The sequence below is a fragment of the Paenibacillus taichungensis genome, from assembly GCF_003287275.1.
Classification (GTDB): Bacteria; Bacillota; Bacilli; order Paenibacillales; family Paenibacillaceae; genus Paenibacillus; species Paenibacillus taichungensis_A.
Window position 1 is genome coordinate 103189 of the sequence record NZ_QEVW01000019.1, and the last position, 17198, is coordinate 120386.

Annotated in this window: 9 protein-coding genes; 6 read left to right on the forward strand and 3 right to left on the reverse strand. The window is 47.2% G+C overall.

Annotated elements, in window-relative coordinates; translation table 11 throughout:
* Positions 1-8 precede the first annotated feature (8 nt).
* The gene (locus DC345_RS25715) at positions 9-7700 is read left to right on the forward strand and encodes an S-layer homology domain-containing protein (protein WP_113055630.1); all 7692 of its coding nucleotides are present in this window, start codon (positions 9-11) and stop codon (positions 7698-7700) included.
* Positions 7701-7805: 105 nt separating this feature from the next.
* Here the strand turns inward: DC345_RS25715 and DC345_RS25720 are convergent, their stop codons facing one another.
* The gene (locus DC345_RS25720) at positions 7806-8750 is read right to left on the reverse strand and encodes an AraC family transcriptional regulator (protein ID WP_113055631.1); all 945 of its coding nucleotides are present in this window, start codon (positions 8748-8750) and stop codon (positions 7806-7808) included.
* Positions 8751-8922: 172 nt separating this feature from the next.
* Between DC345_RS25720 and DC345_RS25725 the strand changes: the two genes are divergently transcribed.
* From DC345_RS25725 to DC345_RS25735, 3 genes are all read left to right on the forward strand, one after another.
* On the forward strand, positions 8923-9942 hold the full coding sequence (locus DC345_RS25725) for a glycoside hydrolase family 88/105 protein (RefSeq protein ID WP_113055632.1): 1020 nt from the start codon (positions 8923-8925) through the stop codon (positions 9940-9942).
* A 13-nt stretch (positions 9943-9955) separates the two neighbouring features.
* The gene (gene gnpA / locus DC345_RS25730) at positions 9956-12136 is read left to right on the forward strand and encodes a 1,3-beta-galactosyl-N-acetylhexosamine phosphorylase (protein ID WP_113055633.1); all 2181 of its coding nucleotides are present in this window, start codon (positions 9956-9958) and stop codon (positions 12134-12136) included.
* A 337-nt stretch (positions 12137-12473) separates the two neighbouring features.
* Entirely contained in the window at positions 12474-13148 is a 675-nt protein-coding gene (locus tag DC345_RS25735) for a hypothetical protein (RefSeq protein ID WP_113055634.1), read from the forward strand.
* A 295-nt stretch (positions 13149-13443) separates the two neighbouring features.
* Here DC345_RS25735 and DC345_RS25740 read toward each other — a convergent pair whose 3' ends face one another.
* Entirely contained in the window at positions 13444-14784 is a 1341-nt protein-coding gene (locus tag DC345_RS25740) for a lytic polysaccharide monooxygenase (protein ID WP_113055635.1), read from the reverse strand.
* Positions 14785-15174: 390 nt separating this feature from the next.
* Between DC345_RS25740 and DC345_RS25745 the strand changes: the two genes are divergently transcribed.
* The gene (locus DC345_RS25745; RefSeq protein WP_063567124.1) at positions 15175-15390 is read left to right on the forward strand and encodes a hypothetical protein; all 216 of its coding nucleotides are present in this window, start codon (positions 15175-15177) and stop codon (positions 15388-15390) included.
* Positions 15391-15522: 132 nt separating this feature from the next.
* On the opposite strand, the gene DC345_RS25750 is transcribed toward DC345_RS25745, so the two are convergent.
* Entirely contained in the window at positions 15523-15846 is a 324-nt protein-coding gene (locus DC345_RS25750) for a hypothetical protein (RefSeq protein WP_113055636.1), read from the reverse strand.
* Positions 15847-16159: 313 nt separating this feature from the next.
* Here DC345_RS25750 and DC345_RS25755 point away from each other — a divergent pair, with 313 nt between their 5' ends.
* Positions 16160-17152, forward strand: coding sequence for a phosphotransferase (locus DC345_RS25755; RefSeq protein ID WP_113055637.1), 993 nt, complete (start codon positions 16160-16162; stop codon positions 17150-17152).
* The last annotated feature ends 46 nt before the right edge of the window (positions 17153-17198 follow it).

The window sequence follows — 17198 nt, forward strand, 5'->3', positions numbered from 1 at the left end:
GTTCACCCATGCGACGGAACAAAATCATTCGGATAATCGCAACGTTGATGGCCATGATCATGTTGATCAGCATCTTGCCGCTTCATATCGCGGCAGCGGCCGTTTCCTCAGCGGGAACGACATCCATTAAGAACGGGTTGATCAAGGTAACGGTGGACAATGCAAGCGGTCGCTTCAGTATTCGTACAGAGGACGGCCAGCCGATCCGTAAAAAGGACAACGGCGTGGATATGATCTTCGGTGGAGATAACCCGGAGACGTCGTTCACGACATTCCGCATTAACGGAACAGATCTGATCTTCGGTAATCCGTACAAAATGGCACCGAATTGGACCTCGGAGGTTACACCTCCGAAGGTCGTAACGGGAAATGACGGTACCCAAAGTCTGGTTACGGTATGGACAGTGCAAGGCATTCGTATCAGTCAGGTAATCACCTTGCTGTTGAAGGAAGATAAAGATCAGGGCGGCAATGTGCGTGTCCAATACATGGTAGATAATACGACGAATGCCAAAGTGGAAATTGGATCACGTGTATTGCTGGACACGTCGGTCGGGGGCAATGATGGCCCGGCCTTCCAGATCGGGCAGAATTATTCCGTTCCACTTACCGTGGAGCGCAAGCTGGTCCACGAGCCAGAGAAGCTCGGTTATGACAAAAATGTGGACGAGCAGGCGTATAATCTGCATAAACTGCCACCTTACTGGGTAATGCGGGACAAGCTTGATCCAAGCAATCCGCTGGCGACGAATGTCATTGCCTATGGATTTAACAACTTGTTCGAAGGCGGGATTAACATCGTCGATGAGATGATCGTCGGGCACTGGGCCAACCTCGCCGGAACGAAATGGGAGTATGAACCGGACGAGAATTTCGACTTTACACAGGATACGAATGATTACGGTACAGCCGATACGGCGGTCGCTTTCTATTGGGAGCCTGATACGGTTCAGGCTGGCGGCCAGCACTCGTTTGAACTGGTGTATGGCTTGGGTGAGATTGTATCCCCTGAGAAGGTATTCGATGTACGTTTCCTTGATCCAACGCAGAAGCTGGAGACGAATGAGGAAGAGACAGGTTACGTCAATGACGGCGTGTTCGAAGTGAATACGGAGATCGAGAATCTGGAGATGTTCAACATGAACCATAGCCAGATCGATGTAACCTTGACGCTGGAGAACGGCTTGAGCTTCGTGGATGAGGACGGCAAGGTGCTGAATTCGACAAGCCAAAAACTCACGTTTCGCAAGGATGTTCCACCGGAACAAGCCGCACAGGGCGTCGAATTCATCCCGTATAAACCGGGAGAAGTCGTCGCTGCCAAATGGCGGGTGAAGGGGACAGGGAAAGCCTGGCCTTCAACGCGCCAGTACATGGTGACGGTGAGCAGCCCGGAGACCGAGAAAAAGCTGGAGACGGCGGTTAGTGAGAGCGAAGGACTGCCGGAATCGGAGATTCGTGCAATCTATGAATCGTCGAGAGCAGGTTTTATTTTCCTGCCGCCGGTGGGGGAGTTAAGAGAGACGTTGGTGTACGCCATGTCACCGGAGGAAACGTACAGTAAGGATGAGAAGTACATCACGCTGAACGTGTCCAATATCGCCGCATACAATGTCGGCAATGAAGCGACATCTACCGCCGCTAACTTTGACATGTACCTGGTGAACGTCAAGAACGGAGATCGGTACAAAGTGCCGGTGACCCGGTCTGTAACGTCCCAACCGCTTGGTAACGGGTTCGCGGGAGACTTGAAGCTGGTATATCGCGGCGGTGAAAAGGTGAGGGCGGACGGTACAACGCTCGAAGTGCTGAATGATTCAATTTTGCCGCTGGGTGAATATGCGGTGCAGGTGGATTACCGGGACAAAACCATTCCCGAACTGGCTGAAGCACTCAGCTTCAAGACAGATCAGACCTTTGCCGTAACTGAGAACGAAGAGAACCGGGTTCGTCAGGCGGGCATTCTCGCTGTATACAAAACCAACCTGGACTTAAATGCTGGCGCCAGCGAGAAAGCGACATTTGCTAGCGTGCTGCCATGGACGTACGGTAATTTGACGGACTCGCAGTTCAAAACCAAGCTCGATCAGGATCGGGCGAGACTCAATGCAGCCAAGCAGGAAATGGTGGCAGCTTCACGCAAGCTGGACCCTGCCCTGGATATAGCCGGAGCTATCGATGTATCGGCTTCTCCGGTATATGCAGTCAAAACGTTCGAAAATGAAGCGGCCTTCGAAACGTTTGAACAAGATCTGGATGACGATACCGAGCAGGAGATCGTACTGGAGGTACGCGGTAAAATCGTGCAGTCCGGTACAGGTGCGAATGCGCAATACACGGTTCAATCCGATACCGAGCCTGCAATTATCAACAAGAGTGTTGCTTATAAAGGGAAAGATCTTACCATTTCCATGGGGAACTTTCCGCTTGCCCAAGACTTGAGAGCAAATACGGATACGCCGTTCTTGCAGACCCTCTTTGTGGGTGGCGACGGTACGCTGAGCGTGGCCAATAGCGGGTTCGTGTTCCATTCGGGCGAATGGACCGTTGATTTCTACAACGGATTTGATAAGTCACTCGGCACGGAATCAAAGCTGACGGATGAAGAGCAGGAATGGGAGAACGGACGCAATCCGGAAGACCCTACCTTGAACGGTACTCTGACATGGGCTAACGGTATGCTGGGCGATGCGCTCAATCCTTACCGTAATCTGCTTGTCTCCTATGTGTATTTTAATAAACATACACTGTTCTCAACACCTACCTTCTCGCTGAATGGCTTTGGGTTGAAACTTAATGACTTCGTGCTGCGGCAGGATGGTGTGGCCTTCGGTGGTTCCATGAAGATGTTCATTGTGAACGGGGAAGTTAGCAACGTTATGTTCAACCAGTCGGGCTTTGTGGGCATTGATTCCTCACTGGCGTTTGAACTGGATAATCGAATTGGTTTGTTCAAACCGGACTCCGAGGATAGTGTAAAGGGAGGTATCAATGTTACGCACTACAAAGATCCGAACAAATACGGCGTCATGAATTCGTATGGCGTTAACTTTGAGGCCAAACTGGAGAACATGTTCTCCATCAGTGCGGAGCTTGCCTTTAAACGGGTTCCGGATGGACGGATTATTCCGGACGTCATTGCTTTTGGATCGGATCTTCCTGATCCGGGTATCATGATCAATCCGGCTACCAAAATTTCAAGCCTGCGCGGCGCAATCCGCGAACTTGCGATGACGATTGCCGGTGGTACCGAGCGCTTGCCGCTGACGCTGGAGGCAGGTATCGACATGGAGCTGGGACAGAAGCCAGCTGTTTTCTCAGGTAGTGTAGACCTGACGCTCAAAGCTACCGGATTCAAAGTGGTGGGCAAACTTGGCTTCGGTGAAGGCAGCAAAGTCATCCCGATGCTGACGGAAGCACTTGTCCAGACCCAATGGGCCAGCCCGATGTTTATCCGGGCCAGGGCACAGATTGATGTCGGTGGATGGGATATTATCGTGGGCAGTGCCAGCTTGTTTATCGGCGAGAACCTGGAGAAGGGACGAGTCGATTTTGAAGGCATGGTTAGCTCCAAAATACAGGTGCCGAGATCGGTGCCGGTTGTTGGTGGTTTGGGATTCGGCGTCCGAGCAGGAGCTAATAATGACCAGCTGTGGGCAGGGATCTCCTTGTTATTCCTCACCCTGGGTATCAAATATTACTGGGGTGGCGGCATCTCGTTCATGACCGATGGATCGGCATTGGACAACGAGGCGCTCGCACATCTGTCGATTAATGATCCGGAGCAGGGGCCGCGCCTGTTAGAGATCGGAACAGGGATTCAGACGCTTGCGACCTCGTGGGAGAATGAGGAGCCAGAGCGTTACGAGATTCGCTATACCGCCGTTGCGGACGGCATCGACATGATCGAGGACAGCTCGCAAAATCTCGGCATTGGCGGCATTCGTACGTCCAATGGAGGGAAAACGCATGTGATTCCGATGAGCGGAGTGACAGGGGATGCGCTTCTTGAATTGGAGTATTTTACAACAACCAGACCTACCCTGACCCTCAAGCGGGACGACGGAAGCACGTACGATATCGTGTACGGAGAAGCAACAGATCGGAACGCAACCGCATTTGAACAGATTATCAAAGCACCTAAAGAGGGTGATCTGAAGAGCGACGGTTCAGCAGTCACCAAAAAAGAAGAGCTTCAGGGCACCGATATCCGTCGGATTTATATTGCGATTCCACAGGAAGATGCAAAAACGGGAAGCTGGACGCTGACGTCCAGTCAATCAGTCAAGTCCAAGCTGATGAACATTCCGGTACTTCCGGAACTGTCATCAACGGCACTGGCAGTAGACACACAGAATTCGGATCAATTCACGGCAACCTGGACCGTGGACAACGCTTCGCCGGGAGATACGGTAGATCTGTATCTGTCTTCGGATCGTTTGCAGGCAACCCCTACACCGGATGAATCCGTTGATCCAGGAATCATGATTGCCAAAGGCATCGAGATCGAAAGTGCCGATATTGGTGCGGACGGTCGTGCATCCGGCGAAATGACCTTTGACGTGAAGCAGATTGCGTACCTCGGCGGAGCAGACCTTCGTGGGTTGCTGCAACAAGGGACCTATTACCTGCGTACGGAACTGAAAACGGTCATGGCGTTCTCTGTTCTATCTTCACAGGAAGCGTATACGCTCGTGGACCCGTTTGCCCCGAACGCCGTGGCAGCGGTGGAAACGACAAGCATTGGTAACGGGCAGTTCGAGGTCGCTTTCCCGGCGATCACCAAAACAGCAGCAGAAGAAGCGGAGGAGTTCACTTATATCCTGACCGCATCGGATGAGCAAGGACATCTATACGATCCGTTCGGGGAGGAAGGATACAGTGAATCCGACTTGAAAGGCACACTTAAGGACGGCAAGTATCATGTAACCGTCGGCGGATGGAATGAATTGGGAACACCGAAGCTGGGTGCAGACGGCAAGTTGCTGCGCAATGCAGACGGTACGATTGTCATGGAGGATAAAGAGGTACGTCATTCCGGACTGGAGCCAGGTAAATCGTATCGCATGGGTGTTACGGTTGCACGTAAACCGGCATCGGATGAGCAAACGAATCTTCGTTTATCCACGACGACATACAGCGGGCCGAAGCTGCTTCCTGTCCCTGCAGGGCCAGTGCTTTCGCTCGATAACAAACAAGTGGTCAACAACCAATACGAGGTGGTTACAAGTTCGAATCAGGTAACCGTGAATGCGGCCGCCAATCAGCCAAACGTGGTGGTGGAGGCTTCGACCGACGATGGTTCACTCGGTACGTTTAACCTTGCTGCAACAGACAAGTTGAAGTTCAACTTTGAGGTCGATGGCGTCTATGCCGTCCAGCTCAAGGCCCGCAACACCAGTACGGGCGATACGTCTGTCACGATGCTGTACGTTACAATCGATACAACGGCTCCGATGATCTATCTGGATTCACCTTCACAAGGTGAACGGGTACAGGCAGGTGTGGCGCTCGTACAGGGCACAACGATGACGGATGCCCAAGTGACGGTAACGGATGCGGATAGTGATCAACAATTGGCACAGTTCAAGCCGGACGAGAACGGGGTCTTTAAACATGAGGTTCCGATTGATGTGAACCGATTGAAGACACGTCTCCGGATTAAAACCGAGGACGCAGCAGGCAATGTTAATTCTGCCGTTGTCGAGGTGCTGAACGGCGAGTTCAAACTGCCGCGCAGACTGAAACTGGTCATGCCAGAGGAAGTTGTTGCTGGCGGTGAGCAAGCTGCGGTTCAGACTTATGTTGAATATACAGACGGTACTCGCGAACTTGCGGACAACGATAACATCACATACAGCCTAGTTATGGGTGAAGCGAATGCAGCCCTTCAGGATGATGGCGTTATTGCGGGTAAACGTGTTGGGGCGGCTCTGATCCAAGCGGATTATGAGTGGCAAGGTACGGAGCTCAGCACGACGGATATCGTATCCGTAGTTGCACCGAAGACGGGAACTGCGCCGCCGGATTACATGGATACGATCAAAGCATCCACCATCGGCACGGGCAACAAGGGAGAGACACGTGTCTCGATCAGCGCTGCCGGACATAAAGGCAACATGGTTGGCAGTGAACTGGCGTACCGCATCTTTGCGGACAAATCCCAAGTCATGCTGCCAACATTTGAACAGGATATCAGCGGATGGAACACGCTGCCTTCTGATAAAGTGATCAAAGCAAAACCAGGCGAGTGGGTTGTAATCGCCAAACGTACAAACCGTGAGCCAAAACTCACGACAGCATCCTCTGCTGCCGTGAAGGTGAATGAGCGGATCTCTTCAAGCGTGGAGCCAAGCGTGCCAAGCTCGGGCGGCAGCAAACCGCCGGCATCGAATGTGCCTGTTGGTCCATTGACGGTGGGTGGTGTAGCCATCGATAGTGCCGTTGGAGGTAGAGACATGAAGATACCTCTGGAATTGGATGCAGTGCATAAGGATGGATTGTTGCTGGTTGATGTTATTCCAGGCGCCAATGGTCCAACCGTGGTTGCTCATCCTGTGCGAGAAGCGCTGCTTGATGCAGCCAAGCAAGGACAGCGAATTCGTCTACACGTTGCGGGGCAACTGGAGCAGCTGCGCTTCGAACTGGATGCGGACCTGGTTAAACAGCTCGCTGGCAAGGACATTGCAATGGATCTGGAGAGCGATTGGGGAAGTTATCGTTTGGATTGGAATGCCATCGATCTGAAGGCACTTGAAGCAGCGTTCCCGGCGCAAAAGGGCGAGGACATCAAAGTAAGCTTGAATGTGGGTAAATCGGATCAGGCATACGAACAGCTTGCTGCGAAGCTTGCCGATGAAGGACGCACGATCCCACGAGGATCTCCGGTTGCCTTCAACATGACGGCAAGTGATGGCACCAAGTCAATCGAGATTGATAAGCTTTTGAAAATGACAACCAAAGAACTGGTTCTGCCACTCGGAGAGGACGAGCGTTCCGTATCGACCGTGGTGGTACTTGAAGCTGACGGAAGCTTGCGGCATGTGCCGACCCGCTTTGAAGTACGGGAAGGTCGGATGGTTGCCATCGCAAGCAGTATGACGAACAGCGTGTACTTGCCTATCCGATATGATGCTTTATTTAGTGATATGAAGAGCCACTGGGCAAGCGAAGCGGTTCACGATCTGGCATCACGTCTGGTTGTAAATGGCGTGTCATCTGCTCACTATGAACCTTCGCGCAGCATGACTCGAGCTGAACTTGCTGCATTGATGGTGAGGGCATTCGGCCTGAAACCGGACACAGCCGCAAGTTCAACATTTGCAGACGTTAAGGAAGCGGATTGGTACAATGATATGGTGCAAACGGCAACTGCATATGGCTTGATGACGGGCTATAACGGTAACCGTTTCGGTCCACAGGATGCCATGACACGCGAGCAAGTGATGGTCATGCTGATCCGTGCATACGAAATGGCAGGACATGCTGCACCAGCAGCGAGTAGTGCAGCGAGTAGTCTTGAAGGCTATAACGATGCATCAACGTTGTCCAATTGGGCCAAATACAGTGCTGCGCAAGCAGTGAAGCTAGGTCTGATTCAAGGCAAATCGGCAACGACACTTGAGCCCAAAGCTCCGGTAACTCGTGCCGAGATGGCGACTCTAGTCCGCAGACTGCTTGCAGAACTGGATTTGCTGTAAATGTAAGTGAGCTATACCAGCTAAAAAAGCCCGAAAGTCATTGCGACTTCCGGGCTTTTTTAGCTTATATTGCGTAAGTGATTCGGGTGTGTACATGAATTCAATTCATATCCACCCTGTAATCTCCAAAATGGAGGCTTTCGCAGATTGCACTTCGGACTTTGCGCCTTTGCGCCATTCTTTCGGCGATTTACCCATAAGTTTGGAGAAGCAACGATTGAAGCTGGAAATGGACTGAAAACCGACTTGTTCAGAGATGGAAAGAATGGAAGCGTCCGTGCTTTTTAATTGCTTGCAGGCTTCTTCAATCCGGGTGCTGTTCAGGAAATCCAGAGGTGCGGTTCCCATAATGTCATGAAATTTCCTGCGAAAATGTGTGGTGCTCAGATGGCACAGATCAGCGAGATAATCGATGGTTATGGGCGACATATAGTTTTTGGTGATATACTCCAGCACCGGAGAAATAACAAGATCACCTTTTAGATTATGCTGCGTTTCTTGATCTGCCAAAGGTTCATTCCGGGAATGGATTCGCAGGAGTTCGATATAAAGGGATAACAATAGGCCATAGGCGCTTTCCTGATAAAGAGGATTTTTCTGCTTCAATTCTTCTACGACAGATGTCGCAAGGTTATAAATCTTCGGATGTTCCTCCCTGTTTAAAATGCAGTTCAATCCCTTAATTGCCTTCAAATTGGGCTGAAAGTTACTGTAGGCACTGTTCTTAAACGACTGTTGAAAGAGGTCCTCGGGCGAGAAGAAGAGATAAGACCATAAGCTGGCTTCATTGGGTGTACTATATGTTGTATGAGGAAGATATCTGGGGATAAAGGTTACGTCACCGGCTTTAAAAGGTACCGATTCACCTTTGATCTCCATAATGCCGCTATCCGAATGGCAAATGCCAATCTCCAGATGGTTGTGGAAATGAAGATGTTCACTTTTGATATCGGAGATCTTCCAACGTTCACCGCTTAGCAGCAGAATAGGAAAGTGGATCGGCAAGCTGTAATGGCGATATTCAATAATAGGCTGCTTTTTTCTGGGCACATTCAATAACTCCCATTCATAAATGATTGAAATTGCGCAGTTTTGTTGCGAATATGCTTAGATTGACACTATTTTACTGCGTACAATGGTATAAGTAAAGCGTTTTCAAACCATGGACGGACAGCTCTCAAGCACATTTGGGGGCGTGTGCGCTACGAGAGGGGAATCACCGATGCTTCAAGTGAAATATGACAGGGAAGAAATTTTAAAAGTTATTGATAACGTTACGAAAAAAACATTGGCGATGGATTTAACGTGGGATTGGCCTTGCGGTGTGGCATATTATGGTGTATCCAGAGCTTACCAAACGACAGGCAATCAAGAGTACTTGGACAGGCTTGTCCAATGGGCGGATGAATACATCGAGCTGGGCTTGCCGGACTGGACCGTAAATACATGTGCGATGGGCCATATGCTGATTACTTTATATGAAGAAACAGGGAACCAGAAATACTGGGATATTGTAATGAGCAAGGTGGATTATCTTCAAAATCATGCGCTTAGATTCGGAGATAACGTGCTGCAGCATACCGTATCCATTTCTAATGATTTTCCCGAGCAGGCATGGGCGGATACCTTGTTTATGGCGGCATTTTTCCTGCTCCGTGTAGGAAGCAAATTAAAGGATCAGGACATGATCCAGGATGCCCTTAATCAATATTACTGGCATATCAAATACCTGCAAGATCCGAGCAGCGGCTTCTGGTACCACGGCTACAATAACGTCAACAAGGATCATATGTCCGGATTATATTGGGGCAGAGCGAACGCTTGGGGCGCCTACACCATGTCACAGGTAAAACCACAGTTGAAGGACTGGTATCTATATCCGCAGTGCATGGACGTGGAATGCTCATTGCGGGATCAACTGGCCGCGTTGAAGCTCGTTCAGACCGAGAATGGCCTATGGCGCACGGTACTGGATGACCAAGAGTCGTATGAAGAGGTGTCGGCTTCCGCCGGTATTGCAGCAGCGATGATTAATAACGGTAATCCGTTGCATACGAAATACGTGCAAAAGGCCCTGGAAGGCATCTTGAAAAATATTAGTGAAGACGGACGTGTACTGGGTGTATCGGGTGGCACAGCGGTCATGAAAGATCGGGATGGATATCGCAATATTCCAAAAGACTGGATTCAGGGCTGGGGTCAGGGCCTGGCACTCGCTTTCCTGTCCGATATGTTGAAATAGGGAGGGAACCCAATTGTCCAAACCAATCAAAGGCTCCTTTACGCTACCCGGCGAATCCGGTTATGAGGCACTGACTTTGGAACTTGCCGAACGGTGGGGTGCCGATGTCATTCGTGACAGTGATGGCACACAATTATCCGATGAAATTATCAACGCGGGGTATGGCATTTATTCGACCATCTGTATCATCCGGGATCATAACGAGTGGGCATCCCGCAATCAAGATAAATTGCAGCAATGTTTTTTAATTACAAATCCGAAGGTAGCTGTACAAGATTATGTATCGTTCTATCTGATGGAGGATTTTTTTGCCGAACAATTCAAGGTGAATGATTCGAAAGAGGCGTTTAAATATTGGCAGGTCTTTGACCGGACAACCGGGGAGGAAGTGCCAAGAGGACAGTGGAATTATGAGAGGGAATCCGGTCATGTAGTCATTACCGGCATCGTCCCTTGGCATAAATACACGGTAAGCTTCATGGCCTATCGGATCTGGGAAGAGATTTCGATGTACAATCACACCACGAATCATTGGGACAAGGAGCATTTGATGCAAATTGATCCGATCTATTCGGAAACGCAGACCTATCTGCTGGATTGGATGGAGAATTGGTGCCGGCAGCATCCGGAAACAACGGTGGTTCGTTTTACCTCATTATTTTATAATTTCGCATGGATCTGGGGCAGCGACGAACGTAATCGCCATCTATTCTCGGATTGGGGATCATATGATTTTACGGTAAGTTCAAGAGCACTTGATTTGTTTGCCAAAAAATTTGGATATTCACTCTCTGCTGAGGATTTTGTGAATGGCGGCAAATATCGCGTAAGCCATATCCCGGCGCAGCAGCGCAAGCTGGACTGGATGGCGTTTATCAATGATTTTGTGATCGAATTCGGGAAGAAGTTAATTGATATCGTGCATAACCACGGCAAGCTGGCGTATGTCTTCTATGATGACAGCTGGGTTGGTATGGAGCCTTATAATGACCGCTTTCAGGAGTTTGGATTCGATGGGATGATTAAATGTGTGTTTTCCGGTTATGAGGCGAGGATGTGTTCAGGTGTTAACGTGGATACCCATGAAATTCGTCTGCATCCCTACTTGTTTCCAGTGGGATTAGGTGGGCTTCCGACCTTTAAGGAGGGTGGAGACCCTACGCTGGATGCCAAAAAGTATTGGATCAATATCAGGCGAGCTTTGCTCAGAGAGCCAATTGACCGGATTGGACTGGGTGGATACCTGCATCTGGTTGAGCCTTACCCGGACTTTTGCGATTATATTGAGAAGATTTCGAACGAGTTCAGGGAAATAAAAGAGCTTCATCATGCAGGCGAGCCCTATCAGATTAAGACGAGGGTAGCTGTTCTGCATAGCTGGGGCAAACTAAGATCGTGGACGTTGTCCGGCCATTTCCATGAGACGTATATGCATGACTTGATTCATGTAAATGAAGCCTTGTCAGGCTTACCGGTTGAAGTGCAATTCATTGATTTTGAAGATATCCGTCAGGGCGTTCTGCAACATATAGATGTCGTGATTAATGCCGGCTCTGCCGGTTCAGCCTGGAGCGGCGGAGAACATTGGAATGACCACCAATGTGTGGACCTGCTGACCAAATGGGTGTATGAAGGCGGTACTTTTATTGGCATCAACCAGCCCTCGGCGGTAGAAGGGTACGACAGCTTTTTCAGAATGGCACATGTTCTTGGGGTGGATGAGGATACTGGCGCCAGGGTGGTTCATGGAAAATGGACATATGAGACTTGCGATGAGCATGGTTTGTTGCCGGAAGGGGCAAGAATAACGCCGAAGAATAACATATATCTTACCGATGGAACAGCTGCTGTGGTGGATGAAACGGATGGTATGATTACATTGTCTACACATGATTTTGGTAAAGGAAAAGGAATCTACCTGCCTTCATTTGAATTCAGTTGGGAGAACACAAGGCTGCTGCTGAATCTGATTCGCTTTGCAGGTCATGAATTCCATGATTCAAAGTACATCACGGATAACTTATTTACAGAGTGTACTTATTATCCGGAGAGTAAAATACTGGTCGTCATTAACAATAGTGATCAAGTTCAAACAACGACAATTGATACGGACTACGGAAAACAAACGCTCGAACTGGCTCCGTATGATACGGTCATCACCAAGATTGGTGTAAACAAATCGATGTCCTCATAGAATATCTTCTGCATAGACCGTTTCCTGACCAGGGAGCGGTCTATTTGGGCTAAGAAGAATTTTTACTCATAAATATTTTATAATGTAAACCATAAATGCAAACCTGCTCTATGAATTAACCATGGACATTTTCCACTTCGTCTATATTACTAGGGAGGGTAATCTTTATTCAGTTGGGATGAGTTTTTATGTAGAAAGGTTCGTCTAACAACATTGGAAAACACCAACTTATGTAAAAATTTTGTAATTTATAAAAAAGGCTATTTCTCAAAATATATTAAAATATCAAATAAATCATGTTAAATTATATGATGATTATGGAAATTGGAGGATTTATATGGGGATTCATAATGAGTTGAATCAAATTAGAGTTAGAAACAATTCAACAACTGAACAAAAATTTTTTTCAATTGTAAGTGCGATAGTGATCGGGGTAATTTTAGGTTTAGCAGCAAAGCTTGTAGATACTCAGGGAATTAACCCCATATTTGACGCTATCGGTGGACGTTTAGGTATATGGATTTTTTTTGCAACACTCTTATCGGTTTTTAGTTATTCTCCCAAATTAGCAGCTGTAAAGATATTCTCCTTTTTCGTATCGCTTCTAACTGTTTACTATGTGTACAGCGTGCTCTTTCTGCATTTTTTCCCAAAGAGAGAAATTGTATTTTGGGGGATATGCGCGTTGATATCGCCGGTATGTGCTTATGTAGTGTGGTATGCACGTGGTTATGGAATTGTATCTAGCTTAATCTTATCCCTTCCAATTACAGCTTTACTGTCAGAAGGATTTCAACTACGATACGCTTACTTACCTGAGCACACTCACTACTATTTGATCCCTATACTTATGGGAATATATCTGATTATGGTCATTGTTTTACTTTTTATTGTTCCTAAAAGTCCGTTAAGAGTTCTGATTGTTCTACCAATTTCTATAGTTCTCTCTTTCATTATGATATATTTTAATGTTTTAGGGCATATATTTGGTGGATTAAACGGCTTTTTGTGAGTTTAGTCTATCATTATAAGGGGGGGGGGATATATCCAAATAAATAATATTTTTTCTAAAAAAACTCTTGATTCACTTTTGTATATGATTATCAATCAAAACCGAGTCATTGCATTTTATATAAAAAATCGGTATAGAAACGTAAAAAGCAAGCAATAAGACGTTGGGGACTAGTTCCTTAAGCGTCTTATTTTGCATGGTGTAATACACAGCCGATCCCCTGAATACGGACCGGCTATGGTTCTAAACAGAATCTAAAAGGACTTCTTTTTAACTAATCCTGCAGTCAATCCCGTTATTGCAGCTGCCAGAGGGTTGGTGTTGCGGAAGGGATCCAATCCACTTGAGACGTGTGTGTAAGAAGGCATTTGTACGTGAGGTTATTGTAGCTCACGATTGTGCCCACTGTGTATTGCGTATTGGCTGCCCAGGCAGGTGCAGTTGAAGCAGCGGCCGTTTTACCGCTGATTGTGCTTGCAGCTGATTGGTTGCCTGCTGCATCAACAGCATAAACCGAGAAGTTGTAGGTCGTGTTCGCTGCAAGATTAGTTACCGTATAAGACGTTGCCGTCCCGGATGTCGTCGTAACCAAAGTAGAGCCGTTGTAAATTTTGTACCCTGTCACGCCTACATTATCCGTGGATGCCGTCCACATCAGCTGAATGCTGGAGGCGGTCGGTGTCCCCATCACATGCAGCCCGCCTGGAGATGTGGGTGCAGTAGTGTCGTTTGCAGGAGGTGCAGTTGTGGTAACGCTTACACTATTGCTGGCTGCAGATTCGTTGCCTGCTGCGTCGACTGCTTTGACAGTAAAGGTGTAAGCCGTGCTTGCTGTCAGCCCTGTTACGGTATAGCTTGTAGTTGTGCCGGATACATTGCCTATCAAGGTAGTCCCGTTGTAAATTTTATACCCCGTTACGCCTACATTATCTGATGAAGCCTTCCACGATAAGGATATACTGGTCGCAGCAGTTGCAGTTGCAACAAGTGAAGTTGGAGGTGTTGGTGCCACATTATCAACCGGGTTCGTCCCGGAAAAGTTTACGTCGATGACATTATAGAAGGCGTTGGGAGTATCCGCAACCTCCCAGACTGCTAGAATGACATGATAACCGCTGCGTTCGGGTACGTTGCATGAATTGGTGTAGCTAAATGGAGGTTGGCTGCCATTATAAGGAACTGAACAGAACGGTGTCAGGTCAAACGAATCACGGGATAGAGGTGCATTCGGGTTCCAGTTTGGTTTCGTAATATAATATTTCCAGCTTGCCGTTGAATGGTTAGCTGTCAGCTTCCAAGTAAACGTATTAGTGCCACTAGACATATTCACTTTCGACCAACGTGTAGCGGATTGCTCATCGAGTTTAGGAAAGACGCCGTTAGCGCTTGCAATATGGCCGTCCGTAGGTCCTGCAGCAGGGAAGCCCTTAGGTGCTTCCAGACTTTGGGGTTCATACACGATACTGCCGCAATCCTGATTGACTCCCGAAGCACACAGTGCAGCTCGGCTCGCCGGCCCTTCTACGTAACCATGTGACAACGCCTTTGGACTGTTGAACAGCATGCTTACCGTTGTAAGCACCAGCAGACAGCAAATCAATACTAGCTTGGAAGACGGTAAAATAAATCTGAACATTCGATAGCCTCCTATATCATTTTTTTTATATAAACTCAAGTAAGAGCTTATATCGTAATTAAGGAAGTGCTATACCATATATGGATATCGTTTGATAAAGAAATCCATATACGGGAATTTCTAAAGTTATTGTAAAGGACCTAGATTTGCTGAACAAGGATAAATTTGATAGATCATCCAGTTATTCAAGACTTAGGTAGGTATACAAAAAGGCCTTTGCGGAGAGAACATCTCTCCACAAAAGCCTTTATTTCCGACTGGATTGATAAGTGAAGTGCGTATTATACATCGATTTTAAATAAAAGGCAAGAGGAAAAAGATTGCTTTTGAGTGGGGGATCGTTTATGCTAAAAAAAGGAAGTTTACTATATTTGAAAGGAGGAAGTTGAAATGGAAAATATGTGTATGAACATGATGATGAACATGTGTATGGAAGAAATGATGTGCAAGATGAAATCCATGAAGATGATGATGGAATGTATGGAAGACAAAAGCATGATGGAAGGCATGGACATGAATAAAATGATGTCCTGTATGCAAGAATGCGACGAAATGATGACCACAATGATGGGCATGATGAGCAACATGAAGAAAGCATCCATGTAATTATCGTTCATTCATTTCATGTAAAGCTGGCGGGCTTTACATATGTGCGGAACAGTTGACTGTACGCATCAAAAGAATAGTAAGCCTTTAATCAAGGCGGGTTAAGCAGACGAACTGCAGACCGGCTTTTTCTTATTTATATTGAAGAATCTTCCTCGACACATCGATACGCATAAGCTTTAATTTAAACCATTGCTCCTGCAGGGAATCGGTCTGAGAACCTTCGGAAGCGACCCGCAGTTTGTTGAAGATTTCCAACAGCTGGTTGTTAATCCGGTCATAGTTGGCAAGCAATTCACGCAGCATAATAACCTTTCGTTCTTTCTGTAGCAATTCATCCTTCTGCTCTTGAAGCTTTTCGAGAATATCTTCAGCCCATTCCGAGTCTCCTATGGTACGGGCATAATTATATAAATCCAAATAATCGTTAACCCAAGCTTGTGTCCAAGAACTCATGGCGTTATTCACTCCAGTCAGCTTCGCTTTTCTATATACCGAGTATTATACCCGGAATAATACAATTTACAAGTAGATTATAGGATTTTTTGGGATGGAATCATGCAGAGAATATACAAGAGTTGGCCCATGGGCTGCATTGTGGCGATTCCGAGCAGAAGAAGTAACTGTTCAATTTCAGCTAAGCATTTACCCGATTAAATATATATTCTGGAAAATAAATTAAAAATATACTATGTTATAGGTTGATAGATGAAGGGATGATTTATCTCTAACTATAGTAAAGATCATATCAAACTGAAGGAGCATACATATGTTCAATCAACCGACTGCTTTTCGTTCAGTGCTCAACCCTAAGTATCTGGAGTTTGTATTGAGTGATCAATATGACATCGGATCGTGGGAAGAATGTTTATTCTGGCTGAGAGGATTAAATGATACCTACCGCATACGTACTTCCTCTGGAATGTATATTCTTCGTGTCTACCGTACTGAAATTACGGAGGCTGATGTTCAGTACGAACTCTCCCTGTTATCTCAATTAAAGGGCATACTAGGTTCATCAGCACATACTGATATTGGAGAATACATCGAGAAGAAAGATCATACTGGATATACAGTGTTGGAGGCCGCGGAAGGCAAGCGGGTTGCTGTGATGTTTCGGTATATTGAGGGTACGGAGAACAACCTTGAAGATGAACAGTCATGTTACACTTTTGGTCAGTCTGCGGCTGAGCTGCATAAAGCGATGAATCAAGTGGTATTGGAGCAGCCGCGATATGAGTTGGATACGAAGTTTCTCATTGACGAGCCTCTTGAGCGAATCATCAACTATATCGGTGAAAAAAATGAAGCATCATCATTCCTACATACGTTTGCTAGAGAGTTAAAAGAACGAATTGGCGTCGCATCCAAACTAGGTTTGGACAAGGGGCTGTGCCATGGCGATATGCATGGAAACAATAACGCTTTTCAGCAGGGAAATCAGTTCAGCCATTATGACTTTGAGTGGGCGGCTAAAGGCTGGCGTGCCTACGATCTGGCGCAGGTGAAGGCTCGCAAGAGACAGTCTGGTGAGCAAAAAGAAGTGTTATGGAGTGCGCTCATGGCGGGATATCGTTCGGTTAGAAGCTTCTCTACGGAAGATGAACAGGCTGTTGATCTCTTTATTATTGCTCGCCGATTCTGGGTTATGGGTCTGGATGTTGCTTTTATCGAAAGTGATATGGGCGCGCTGGATTATGGTTCGGATTGGCTGGATAGTTTCGTGGGAGAGTTCCGGGATACGGGGATTGTGCAGCAGTGATGATTAACAACAACGATGGATTCAAATGAAGTGGGCCTTCTGGGTG